This window comes from Vibrio sp. YT-18 (assembly GCF_033337345.1).
GTDB classification, from domain to species: domain Bacteria; phylum Pseudomonadota; class Gammaproteobacteria; order Enterobacterales; family Vibrionaceae; genus Vibrio; species Vibrio alginolyticus.
Genome location: NZ_JAWOQO010000004.1, coordinates 36,748 through 49,409, shown reverse-complemented (window position 1 = coordinate 49,409; position 12,662 = coordinate 36,748). Strand labels below are relative to the sequence as shown.

The window sequence follows — 12,662 nt, the reverse complement described above, 5'->3', positions numbered from 1 at the left end:
AGTACTTTGTTGTCAAAGGTATTTCTATCTATTCGCAGCGCGAGGATATTAGATTCCTAGTCTCGTTAAGGCTCGTTGACCCTACAGGAGGTGTTAAGTGACAGGTATTCCTCCTACTATGGATTATCGACTGTTATTCAGTGTTTAACTTAACGCATCCTGAGTAAAAATTTTCTTATCTTCCCAACGGATCATGGTCAGTCTTCCGCCCCAAACGCAGCCAGTATCTAGCCCGATGACTTCGTTGTTCATATAGCCTTGTAGTGCAGCCCAGTGCCCAAAGAGCACCGCTTTGTTTAAGTGGATACGTTTAGGCACATCAAACCATGGAATAAGTTCGTTACCGGAAACTTGTTGCGGTGGCAATTTACAATCCATATCCAAACGACCATCAGGGAAACAAAAGCGCATCCGCGTAAAAGCATTGATAATATAACGGTATCGGTCCAAACCCTGTAAAGAGTCATCCCAGGAATCAGGTTGATTGCTGTACATGTTTTTTAATAGCCAAGGCAGCTCTTCACTTTGGATGATGCGCTCAACTTCACGGGCACACTTTCTCGCTGTTTTTAGATTCCACTGCGGTGATATGCCAGCGTGACACATCACGAACTCGTCATGCTCGGCCATTAGAGGTTGCTGAGCTAGCCATGTCAGTAGTTCCTCTTTGTCAGGGGCCGTGAAAATAGGTGCGGTTCTATCTTTGTCTTTGACCTTTTTTATCCCGTGAGCCACTGCAAGAAGGTGAAGGTCGTGATTACCAAGCACGACGATTGCGCTTGCGCCAAGTGACTTCACAAAGCGTAACGCTTCTAGTGATTTAGGCCCTCTGGCGACCAAATCACCAGCAAGCCAAAGTTGGTCTTTTTTCGCAGAGAAAGATACTTTTTCTAGTAGTCGCTGCAATTCATCAAAACAGCCTTGGATGTCACCAACAATATAGGTAGCCACTGAATCTCCAATTTACTAATTTAAAACATTTGGAACAGCCAAGCGAAATGGTTCGATTTCGGTGATGAACTCTTGCCCTTTCTCATCCAGCATTTTGTAGTGTCCTTGCATAACGCCGACAGGGGTTTCTAACGCGGTTCCGCTACTGTACGTGTATTCATCATTGCTTGGAATAAAGGGCTGCTGGCCTACCACTCCGTCACCTTCAACCGTCATTTGCTTGCCGTTCGAGTCTGTGATTAGCCAGCGGCGGCTCACTAACTGTACGGTTTGTTGGCTAAGGTTTTTGATGGTGATGATATAAGCGAAAACGTAGCGTTGTAGCTCTGGGTTGGACTGTTCTTCGATGTATTTGGTGTGAACTTGAATTTTGATGCAAGGTTGAATGACGTCCATGTGCACTCCTCAGAAACGTAATATCCCAATAATAATAAGCCAAACCTACAAGGGTTTGGCTTATTGTTTGAGTTCTTAGTGCTGCGGGTTATCCGCAAGCCAGTTCGCCATTGCGACGAATTGTTCTAGCGTCAGGTTCTCTGGACGCATGCTTGGATTAACACCTAGCTCTTCTAGTACTTCTGTGCTTAACAACGATTTGTAGCAGTTACGAACTGTTTTACGACGTTGGTTAAAGCCTTCACGACAAACGCGATCGAGCAAACGCAGATCTTTCGCCGGGCATGGCAGCTCTTCGTAAGGCACTAAACGAACAACGGCAGAATCCACTTTCGGTGGTGGAACGAATGCCGTTGGCGGTACTTCCAGTACCGGTACCACTTTACAGTAGTACTGAGCCATTACCGTTAAACGGCCGTAAGCTTTGCTGCCAGGGCCGGCGGCTAAGCGGTTTACCACTTCTTTTTGCAGCATAAAGTGCATGTCTTGAATGTCTTTATGGAACTCAAAAAGGTGGAACATCAATGGTGTAGAGATGTTGTATGGTAAGTTACCAAAAATGCGCAGCTTGTTGTTTGGCTTCACTAGTTGAGTGAAGTCAAAACGCATAGCGTCACCCTCATGGATGGTCAACTTATCTGCCAGTTCAGGGTGAGTACGTAGGCGTTCCGCCAGATCGCGGTCTAATTCGATAACTGTGAACTTATCCACTTCACGACCTACTGGCTCAGTGATTGCACCAAGACCAGGACCGATTTCAACCAGGTTTTGACCTGGTTTTGGGTTAATCGCTGATACGATTCCATCAATAATGTATGGATCGTTCAGGAAGTTTTGACCAAAACGTTTACGCGCTTTGTGCCCTAAATGGACATCATTTCTCATTGTTTCTTCTCTACCAAATCTATCGCATGCGTGAGCGCTGTTCGGAAACTCCCTGTATCCGCTTGACCTGTCCCTGCCAGATCTAATGCAGTACCGTGGTCCACCGATGTTCTAATAAAAGGTAGACCAAGAGTAATATTTACTGAACGACCAAAGCCTTTGTATTTTAATACTGGCAATACTTGATCATGGTACATGCCTAAAACAGCATCAGCATCATTTAAATATTTTTCATTGAAAATGGTATCAGCCGGCAGAGGGCCGATCAGGTTGATACCTTTTTCTTGTCGAATTTTTTCCAGTGTCGGAGTGATGGTCTCGATCTCTTCACGACCTAAGCAGCCATCTTCGCCAGCATGAGGGTTAAGCCCGCAAACGTAGATGTTTGGTTGTGCGATAGCAAACTTTTCTACAAGGTCTTTATGAAGAATATCGATGATTTTTTCTAATCGCTCTTCGGTGACAGCTTTGGACACATAAGCTAAAGGAATATGTGTTGTAACCAGCGCCACGCGTAGTCCTTCCGTTGCTAGCATCATTACGACTAGCGGCGTTTGTGACTTCTCGGCGAAAAATTCAGTATGACCACTGAATGCAACACCTGCGCGATTAATCACCCCCTTATGAACAGGGCCGGTGACAATAGCATCAAATTCATCATTCATACAGCCTAAAGCTGCTCTTTCTAGCGTTTTTAGTACATAGTGGCCATTCGCTTCATTGAGCTCGCCTGCGACCGCAGGTTCCGATATTTGGATATGGTCAACGATAAGCGTGCCCGCTTTTTGTGCTTTAGGTGCTTCTTCTGGATTGTAATCAGACAGTTGGACTTCGATGCCAAGCTGCTTGGCTCGCTCCGTCAGCATATTCTTATCGGCACAGACGACAATTTGGTGCGCCCAATCTTCTTTCGATAGGGCAAGCACTAAGTCTGGGCCGATACCCGCAGGTTCCCCTGCGGTTACGACAATTCTACGAATTGTATTAGTTGTCATTGTTGTCATCCACGATTTCAACAAACGCACTTGCGCGTAGCTCTTGCATCCATGCGCCCGCTTCTTCATTAAATTTACGGTTAAATAGAATACGGTAAGCTTTGTTCTTCATCGCTGAGTCAGTACGGTCCACTTGGCGACGATCCAACACTTCAACGATATGCCAGCCGTGAACGGTTTTGAACGGTTCGCTGATTGAGCCAACTGGCAGAGTTTCTACTTGGTGCTTGAATTCTGGCACGTAAAGATCTGGTGTTTGATAACCTAGTTCACCGTCTTGTGCTGCCGAGCCAGGATCTTGACTGTATTGTGTTGCCAATTGAGCGAACGTTGCTTCACCGGCTTTGATGCGGCGTACAAATTCATTCAGTTGCTTCTTCGCCCCTTCGTCGCTCAGAATCACTGTTGGTTTAATCAAAATATGACGCGCATTTACTTCCGTTACCGCAACCGTTTCTAGGCCTTTTACATCCTCTATTTTTAGGATGTGGAAACCAACGCCACTACGGAATGGACCAATAATGCTGCCTTTGTTTTGCATCTTGATCTGATCAGCAAAGATGGTTGGCATCTCTTCTTTACGCATCCATCCCCAATCACCACCCTGTAAAGCTTTAGGACCTTTTGAGTAGGTGTAGGCCATCTCCGTAAAGTCTGCACCTTCGTTTAGCTTTTTCGCGAGCGCTTTAGCTTCTGCTTCTACAGCTGACTTTTCTTTATCGTCAGAGAAGCGCAGTTGAATGTGTCCAATTTTGTATTGAACAGTCGCATTGGTTTCTTGTGATAGTTGCTCAGCAAGGCTATCGACCTCTGCTGGAAGGATATTAATACGGCGACGAACCAGTGCATTGCGAGCTTCTGATGCGGCGATTTCCTTACGAATTTGTTCGCGGAATTCTGGGTAACTTAAACCTTCACTTTCTACAGAAGCAGCGAGTTGTTCTACCGATTGCTCATTATTACGTGCGATCTCTGCAATCGCTTGGTTTAAACGGTTGTCGTCAATACGCACACCAATACGGTCTGCTTCTTGGCCTTGCAACGTATCAATGATAAGTTTTTCAACGACTTGTTCTTTTAACACGCTGGTAGAAGGTAAGCTCTTTCCACTTTGACGAGCGTTGGCTTGCAGCGTTTTCATCGCTGTTTCGATGTCGCTTTGTAGAACTACACCGTCATTCACGATGACCGCAACCTTATCGATCTCTACTGGTGCTGCAACCGCTCCGCAAGAGAGTAGGGTCGTGAATAAGATTGATTTCCAAATTTTCATTTAAAATTCCGTCAGTATTTTTGAATAGGCGTCTTATTCATTTAAGACGCCTATTTTGATTAATTGTTCAGATAGAATGGGCGGCCGTACTTAATCGCGTTGTCAGAACCATCCAGTTCTTTGACAGCAGTGTCTTCACGCTGGTTAGTCGCAAAGCCTTGAATACCGAAGTTAACGCTGAAGTTATTTTCGTATTCAGGTGATGCCCCGGTGCTGCCGATAGCTTGGTCTTCCCAACCAAGCAATTGGTTTGAGTAAGTGACGCCAATGTACCAACAGTCAGATTGGTAACGTAGGCTCGCTAACCATTCTAGGTCCGCATTTTCATTGAGGTCGTAGTAGTATTGACCACTCGCAGACCAGTTCGGGTTGAACTCGTAGGCCGCTACAATACCTGCTTGAGAAATACCTTTACGAGTAATTGTGTCTAGGTTTTCGAGAATGATCGTATCTTCGATGTATTCACGCGTAACGTAGCGATAGTTACCCTGAATAAAGCCGCCGTTGAATTGGTATTCCAAGGTACTGTTTGCCAACTGCATGGAGCTCAAATCAATATCGTATTGAATTCCACCGTGATAGAACAAGTAATCGTTGTAGTTGAAATCAGCTTCAATCGCCCATGATGAGTAATTGGTTGTCTCATCCGGAAGATTTGGGCTGTTGCTCAGTTTGGTCTTTTTATCGAAGTAGTAAATCTGACCAAATGAAACGTTAAGACGCTCTTTATAGTCATCATCAAAGAAGCGAGTACTCGCACCGTAGCTTAACTGGTTCGCCGAGGCGATTTTATCAATGCCACTGTACTTACGACTGCGGAATAGCCCGTAGTAGTCGGTTTGTAGCAAGGTGGTATCGTAGTTGTAGATGTTGGTTTGATCTTCTTCAGGTACGTACAAGTACTGCAGCTGAGGCTCCAGTGTTTGTGTGTAGCCCTTGATCCAGCTTGTATCTCGCTCTAAGTAAAGTTGCGCATGCGTACGGAACTCAGGAATAACACGAGAAACTTCATCATCCAACTGGTTTTGCAAGTTTACATCAGTCAAACCCGTTAAGTCTTGAGAGTAATACGTAGAGAGCACACGCGCTTCTGTTGTCCACGTTGCCCATGAGTTTGAGAGTGGCAATGTAAGCCCTGGTTCAATGTGAACACGGGTCGCATTTGGTCGCGCAGCATCGCTGGTATCGAAGCGGCTGATTTGGCTCTTCACGTCAAAGTTAAGGTAGTCTCCCCACAATGGCGTGTAGTAGTTCAAGTCTAACTGAGGAAGCAGGCGATAAGGGCGGTTCTCTTCTTTCAATAAGATTTGGAAGTCACGAACGGTTAACGAGGCATCCCAGAAGTCAGAACGATATTGTACTTGTCCTTCTTGAACCAGTTGACCATCTTCACGGTTACCAATGTCGGAGTCGAGATCGAGGAAGTAATCAATATCACTCACTTTTGAGTAATCGACTTTGACTATCCACTGTTTATTGATGATACCGTCGTGTTTAACTTGGTAGCCCCAACGAGACTCGTCCTGATATTTGCGATCACTATTGAGGTATTCGCCTTTGATTTCTCCATTTCCCCAACCATCTGTTAGGTAGCGGAAGTCAGTATCGAGTTTTGTACCACGTTGCTGCATATAGAGCGTGGTGAGTGTCATGTCATATTGAGGCGCGATGTTCCAATAGAATGGCACCTCGACTTCCATACCATCACTAGAACCGTACGATAAAGAAGGGAAGAGGAAACCCGTTTTACGCGTATCTCCAATTGGCATGGTTAGATACGGCACATAGAAAACAGGCACATCTAACACTTCAAATCGAGGATGGTGCAGCGTCGCTGTCTCTTCATCTTGGTCAACATCGATGCCTGACGCAACCAATCGCCATGAATTATCGCCTTGAGGGCACGATGTGATAGAGCCATCTTCGAGTTCATAAACCGACTGACCTGTGCGAGCGATATAGGCTGCAGTGCCTCGGCCTTGTTGGCAAAGGAACTGATAATCGGTGTTCTCAAGTGAAAACGTATCTTGATTAATGTCGTTAGTAACACGATCAGATCGAGCTTTGACTTGGCCGTCATTGAAAGTCACGTTGCCTTCGGCAACCACGACGTTGTCTTGTTGGTGCAGCGTTACGCTATCTGCGGTAATTTTCTTCTGGCCTTGGGTGACTTGTACATTACCTGAGTACTGAGCTTTGTCACCATTGATGGCTTGCAGGGTGTCAGCTTCTACCACTACTGGGGTATTAAGAGCGTCCTCCTCGCCACTTGTATCGACCAAACATTGATCTGTGGCGGGCATTTCCTGCACACTATCATGGATATTCGCTTCAGCTTGAGTGGTGGGTACAAACAAGGCGGTGCTGATAGAGGCCGCTAAAAATGTGCGGGAGAAATGTTGCATTGAATTGAACTTTCCTGTGTCACTACTACTCGATGGCTATAGGGCTTGTTGTACCCTAGCGTAATAGCCAAATGAATCAACTATAGTCGCATTTATCCCAGCGTATTGATTCACTGTGGCATAATGACGACAAAATAGCTGCAAAGATAAGCAGGCGAAATGGCCTAGCCGAAATAAAACTAATTCCATTATCATAAAGGAAATCGTTGCATCCGGCACTATAAGACCGCCGTCGTCGATAAAAATTCATTGATAGAGAACACATAATGCATATTTTTGGCAAAATTCTGGGTGCCTTTTTTGGCTTGTTACTTGGCGGGCCACTAGGTTTACTCTTTGGCTTATTTATTGGCCATCAATTCGATAAAGCACGTCGCTTGAGTCAAGCCGGGTTCTCTACTGGCGGCTTTGGAAAAGGGCCAAGTCAAGCTCAGCGCCAAGAAGAGTTTTTTAAAGCGGCGTTTGCGGTAATGGGACATGTGGCAAAAGCGAAAGGCCAAGTCACCAAAGAGGAAATCCAACTGGCTTCAGCCATGATGGACCGCATGAATTTGCATGGCGAACAGCGTCGCGCAGCGCAAGACGCGTTTCGTGAAGGTAAAGACAGCGACTTTCCGTTAGAAGATGTTCTTGTTCGTGTGAAAATTTCGACAGCTGGTCGCTTTGACTTGTTGCAATTTTTCTTAGAGCTGCAAATCTCGGCGGCCTTTGCCGATGGATCGATCCACCCGAGTGAACGAAATGTACTACACAAGATTGCACGTGGTTTGGATTTCTCTTCTGAGCAATTAGAGCGTCGTTTGCAAATGCAAGAAGCCGCATTTCGTTTCCAAAGCCAGGGCGGTTTTCATGGTCAGCACCAAGGCCAATCTTCAGGTGGTAGCTGGCAACAAGCTTCACAAGCGGATCAGTTGGCCGACGCGTACAAAATTCTGGATGTGTCTTCAGATGCAGACAGTAAAACCGTCAAGCGTGCTTATCGTAAATTGATGAACGAGCATCACCCGGACAAATTGATGGCTAAAGGTTTACCACCAGAGATGATGAACGTCGCGAAAGAGAAATCTCAAGAGATTCAAAACGCTTACGATCTTATTAAGAAGGTTAAAGGCTTTAAGTAGTCGGACGTTTTCTATCAAACATTTGGATGTAAAAAAGGGCACTCAGTGCCCTTTTTCATGTCTTAGTCTTTGAGTTGCCTGTGTCTTTAGCTTTTGGCCTATCATGTCCCTAATGCTAATTGACCTCACATCCCCCCAGTTTAGTTGGCTTGATTCAAGTCCCAATCGTATTCGTATTTCACTTTGCCAGAGAAGTTTTTGTATTGCGGAGCATACTTTGCGATGTGTTTGAAGATTTGTTTTTCTCCACCAAAGTCCGTTGCAAACCAATCATAAATAGAAGACAGCTGTGCCGTGTTACCTTGGATAGATACGCCTTTGCTGCTGTTGATAAATGTTTTGGCGGCACTATCCAGTAGAGCTTGCGTGTTGTCAGCAGTGAATGCTTGAGATTGCAGATTAGGGCATCCTAGGCTGGCACAGTTAACCGCGTAATGCGTTCTTGGGTCATTCCAAATTGGACGCAAAATTCGATGTTCAATATCGTTTAAAGTTAGATCCTTCCCATTGACCACGACCACATCGTCTCCCCAAGGACCAAAGCTAAATAAACCACCTAGCTTGGTGATTGATTCGACTGGATAGTTATCCAAAATAAGATCTACCGTGATGGCGTTGTAAAGGTTTACCCAATAGGCATATTGCTCTGCTTGGTTGTATTGTAGAGGGTCTAGTTTTGCCAAACGCTGGATGTATTGTTTCAGCTTAGTTTTATCGACAGAGGAGACTTGGCTATAACGAAACAAGGTATTCTCGCCTTGTTCAACTAAATAAGTATCGAGCAGTTGTTGCCATTCTTGATGAGAAATTTGGGTTTGGTTGGCTTGATTCGATTGTTTCCAATATGGCCATAAGTCGGATTTAGGCGCGGACAATGTCGAGAAAGAAACCAGAGCACACAACAGCAATAACAGACGCTTCATAGAGATACCTTTGAATGAGATATTGTTGATAGTGTAGACCAGTTTAGTGCTTGTTTTCTTTCAGTAATCAGTGGCCTTTATTCGCTGTCATTCCGAGGAGCATAAGCGATATCAGGAATCTAATACCCACAAACTCTTGAGTAAAGACAGTATGAATCTGTACAGTGCGCTCTGGTAGTCGATCCTGAATCACGTTCCTTCGTCGCTGTTCAGGATGACGAATTTCAACAGAGGCGTTCGGTATTCTGTAAGCAAAGCGATATGAGATCAGTCACCCAAAACAAATCAAGGGCCGACAATTGCCAGCCCTTGATTTGTGTATTTACTAACGCGTCTTAACGCAAGAAGCTTGGAATATTCGCTTCGTACTCAGCAATCTTATCTTCGTGTTGAAGGGTTAGGCCAATGTTGTCCAAACCGTTTAGCAAGCAATGACGACGGAACGAATCGATTTCAAAACCATATTCTTTGCCGTTGGCACGAACGACATTCGCTTCTAGGTCGACCTCGACTTCTGCACCTTCATTTGCCTCAACAAACTGGAAGATTTCATCCACTTCTTGTTCAGTCAAACGAACTGGCACCATTTGGTTGTTGATCGAGTTGCCGTAAAAAATATCGGCAAAGCTTGGTGCGATCATCGCTTTGATGCCGTAATCCGCTAGTGCCCACGGTGCGTGCTCACGAGATGAGCCACAGCCGAAGTTTTCACGAGCCAGCAAGATAGACGCGCCTTGGTAGCGAGGTGCGTTCATCACGAACTCTGGATTTGGCTGTTCGCCAGCATCGTCTAGGAAGCGCCAGTCATGGAATAGGTGCTTACCAAACCCTAGGCGGGAGACCTTTTGTAGGAACTGCTTTGGAATGATGGCATCAGTATCAACGTTCGCTGCATCTAGAGGAACAACTAAGCCTGTGTGTTGTTTAAAGCCTGACATTGGTTTGCTCCTTAGTCTAGTTCACGAATATCTACAAAGTGACCAGCAATTGCTGCTGCTGCTGCCATCGCAGGGCTCACTAGGTGGGTACGGCCATCACGACCTTGGCGGCCTTCAAAGTTACGGTTTGAAGTAGACGCACAACGTTCATGTGGGCCCAAACGGTCATTGTTCATTGCTAGACACATCGAGCAACCTGGTAGGCGCCACTCAAAGCCCGCTTCTTTAAAGATAACGTCCAAGCCTTCCGCTTCTGCTTGCGCTTTTACTTGCTCAGAGCCAGGAACGATCAGCGCTTGAACGTGAGGCGCGACTTTGCGACCTTTCGCTACTTCAGCGGCTGCGCGCATGTCTTCGATACGTGAGTTAGTACAAGAACCAACGAAGACTTTATCGACGTTGTAATCAGACAATGACTTGCCTGCCTCTAGGCCCATGTAAGCCAATGCTTTTTCTGCCGATGCCTTTTCTACTGGGTCGGCAAAGCTTTCTGGTGCTGGGATAGGTTGATCTACCGCGATCACTTGGCCTGGGTTAGTACCCCAAGTGACTTGTGGTTTAATGTCTGCTGCGTTTAGCGTCACGACTGCATCAAACTGAGCATCATCGTCAGTTTTTAATGTCTTCCAGTATTCTACTGCTGCATCAAAGTCGGCACCTTGAGGTGAGAATTTACGGCCTTTGATGTATTCGAACGTGGTTTCATCTGGCGCAATCAAACCGGCTTTCGCACCTAGCTCTATCGCCATGTTACATACGGTCATGCGGCCTTCCATTGAAAGGTCTGTGATCGCTTCACCACAGAATTCAACCACGTAGCCTGTACCGCCAGCTGCTGTCGTTTCTCCGATGATTGCTAGCACAATGTCTTTCGCAGTAATGCCCGGAGCCACTTTGCCTTTCACTTCGATCTTCATCGTTTTGGCGCGCGCTTGTTTTAGCGTTTGAGTTGCTAATACGTGCTCAACTTCTGATGTACCAATACCAAAAGCGAGAGAGCCGAATGCACCGTGTGTAGCCGTGTGCGAGTCACCACAAACAATGGTCATGCCCGGTAGGGTAATACCAAGCTCTGGGCCCATAACATGCACAATACCTTGGTATTTATGGTTGATGTCGTAAAGCGTAACGCCAAACTCTTCACAGTTTTTCGATAGCGTTTCCATCTGGATACGAGCCATCTCACCCGATGCGTTGATGTCTTTGGTGGTTGTCGAAACGTTGTGGTCCATGGTGGCAAAAGTTTTGCTGACCTGACGCACTTTACGACCTTTTTCACGCAAGCCGTCAAATGCTTGCGGAGACGTCACTTCGTGTACCAAGTGACGGTCGATGTACAAGATTGGGTTTTCCCCTTCTGCTGCGACGGCAACGTGTGCGTCGTAGACTTTTTCGTATAATGTTTTGCCCATTGTTTGCTTCCTTTCCTCATCGCCGTTGCCGCAATAACTGCGTTAGCGACACCCGTTTATCCAGTTATTTAGCTTATTTAGCGAACTAAACGCCTTAATATAAATGGGCTTGCTGCCTTGCTATTGCACCAATGACTTAGAGGAAAGCCATTGGTTGACCGAGGATTTAGTATTTATTATGAATCTGTTTTGTATTAAGAGTTTAAGACGTACTCAGCGATCTTATCGCCCATCTCAGACGTCGAAAGTGCTGGGTTGTCACCAGCAAGGTCACCCGTTAGTTCCCCCGCTGATAGCGCTTTTGAAACTGCCGTTTCGATGTCTTGTGCCGCCGTTTCCTCACCTAGGCTATAACGTAGCATCAGTGCCGCAGACAGGATTTGTGCCACAGGGTTAGCGATGTTCTTACCTGCGATATCTGGTGCACTGCCGCCTGCTGGCTCGTACAGACCGAATTTGCTTTCGTTTAGACTTGCTGATGGCAACATACCCATAGAGCCTGTGATCATCGCACATTCATCAGAAATGATGTCGCCGAAGATGTTTGAACACAGCATTACGTCGAACTGAGCAGGGTCTTTGATAAGCTGCATAGTCGCGTTATCAATGTACATGTGTGACAACTCGACATCTGGGTAGTCTTTTGCGATTTCTTCGACTACTTCACGCCATAAGATAGAGCTTTGTAGAACGTTCGCTTTGTCGATAGAGCACACTTTCTTGCGACGTAGACGAGCAGAGTCAAAAGCGATTTTTGCAATACGTTCGATCTCAAAGCGGTGGTACACCTCAGTATCAAATGCTTTTTCTGTTGCGCCTTCACCTTCACGACCTTTCGGTTGGCCGAAGTAGATACCACCCGTCAGTTCACGGACTACCACGATGTCAAAGCCGCGACCCGAGATGTCTGCACGTAGCGGTGAGAAAGCTTCAAGACCTGAGTGAATTTGCGCTGGACGTAAGTTACAGAACAGTTGGAAGTGTTTGCGTAGTGGAAGTAGGGCACCACGTTCAGGTTGGTCGTTTGGTGGTAAGTGCTCCCACTTAGGGCCGCCAACCGAGCCGAATAGGACTGCATCAGACTCTTCACATGCTTTTATTGTGCTCTCTGGAAGTGGGCAACCGTGGTTGTCGATCGCGATACCACCGACATCATGCTCGTCACGCTCAAACGCAATACCATGTTTCTTTTCGATTGCATCCAATACTTTATGTGCCTGCGCCATTACTTCCGGGCCAATGCCGTCACCGGGTAGGACGGCAATTTTGTACGATTTGTCTGTCATGTTAATCCTTTAAGTTTTCTAATTTTGAGCTTAATTATTTCAACGAGCGTGTTCTTTCCTGAGCCGTGTAGCCCGGT

11 protein-coding genes are annotated in these 12,662 nt (G+C 46.1%); 1 reads left to right on the top strand and 10 read right to left on the bottom strand.

The window, feature by feature from the left end; all coding sequences use genetic code 11:
* Window positions 1-144: 144 nt before the first annotated feature.
* The 6 genes from apaH to lptD form a co-directional block, all read right to left on the bottom strand.
* The gene (gene apaH, locus R7M72_RS06980) at window positions 145-951 is read right to left on the bottom strand and encodes a bis(5'-nucleosyl)-tetraphosphatase (symmetrical) ApaH (protein WP_054574252.1); all 807 of its coding nucleotides are present in this window, start codon (window positions 949-951) and stop codon (window positions 145-147) included.
* A 15-nt stretch (window positions 952-966) separates the two neighbouring features.
* A complete protein-coding gene (apaG, locus tag R7M72_RS06975) occupies window positions 967-1,347 on the bottom strand; it encodes a Co2+/Mg2+ efflux protein ApaG (RefSeq protein WP_005379668.1) in 381 nt (126 codons plus the stop codon).
* A gap of 75 nt (window positions 1,348-1,422) precedes the next feature.
* A complete protein-coding gene (gene rsmA, locus R7M72_RS06970) occupies window positions 1,423-2,232 on the bottom strand; it encodes a 16S rRNA (adenine(1518)-N(6)/adenine(1519)-N(6))-dimethyltransferase RsmA (protein WP_005379669.1) in 810 nt (269 codons plus the stop codon).
* A complete protein-coding gene (gene pdxA / locus R7M72_RS06965) occupies window positions 2,229-3,227 on the bottom strand; it encodes a 4-hydroxythreonine-4-phosphate dehydrogenase PdxA (protein ID WP_005383085.1) in 999 nt (332 codons plus the stop codon). The genes rsmA and pdxA overlap by 4 nt, the downstream gene beginning before the upstream one ends.
* A complete protein-coding gene (surA, locus tag R7M72_RS06960) occupies window positions 3,217-4,500 on the bottom strand; it encodes a peptidylprolyl isomerase SurA (RefSeq protein ID WP_005379672.1) in 1,284 nt (427 codons plus the stop codon). Before surA ends, pdxA begins: the two co-directional genes overlap by 11 nt.
* A gap of 59 nt (window positions 4,501-4,559) precedes the next feature.
* Window positions 4,560-6,905: an LPS assembly protein LptD gene (lptD, locus tag R7M72_RS06955; protein WP_203345703.1), complete on the bottom strand. Its 2,346-nt coding sequence runs from the start codon at window positions 6,903-6,905 to the stop codon at window positions 4,560-4,562.
* Window positions 6,906-7,171: 266 nt separating this feature from the next.
* On the opposite strand from lptD, the gene djlA reads away from it, so the two are divergent.
* A complete protein-coding gene (gene djlA / locus R7M72_RS06950; RefSeq protein ID WP_203345702.1) occupies window positions 7,172-8,026 on the top strand; it encodes a co-chaperone DjlA in 855 nt (284 codons plus the stop codon).
* 140 nt (window positions 8,027-8,166) lie between these two features.
* On the opposite strand, the gene R7M72_RS06945 is transcribed toward djlA, so the two are convergent.
* The 4 genes from R7M72_RS06945 to leuB all read right to left on the bottom strand — a co-directional run bounded on the left by R7M72_RS06945 (window position 8,167) and on the right by leuB (window position 12,585).
* Entirely contained in the window at window positions 8,167-8,949 is a 783-nt protein-coding gene (locus R7M72_RS06945) for a DUF547 domain-containing protein (protein WP_005383074.1), read from the bottom strand.
* Window positions 8,950-9,284: 335 nt separating this feature from the next.
* Window positions 9,285-9,887 (bottom strand): 3-isopropylmalate dehydratase small subunit, encoded by a 603-nt coding sequence (leuD, locus tag R7M72_RS06940; RefSeq protein WP_005383071.1) that lies wholly within the window; start codon window positions 9,885-9,887, stop codon window positions 9,285-9,287.
* Between the two features lie 11 nt (window positions 9,888-9,898).
* Window positions 9,899-11,299 (bottom strand): 3-isopropylmalate dehydratase large subunit, encoded by a 1,401-nt coding sequence (leuC, locus tag R7M72_RS06935; protein WP_005379681.1) that lies wholly within the window; start codon window positions 11,297-11,299, stop codon window positions 9,899-9,901.
* A gap of 194 nt (window positions 11,300-11,493) precedes the next feature.
* Complete coding sequence (gene leuB, locus R7M72_RS06930) at window positions 11,494-12,585, bottom strand: 3-isopropylmalate dehydrogenase (RefSeq protein WP_017820268.1); 1,092 nt, start codon at window positions 12,583-12,585, stop codon at window positions 11,494-11,496.
* Between the last annotated feature and the right edge of the window lie 77 nt (window positions 12,586-12,662).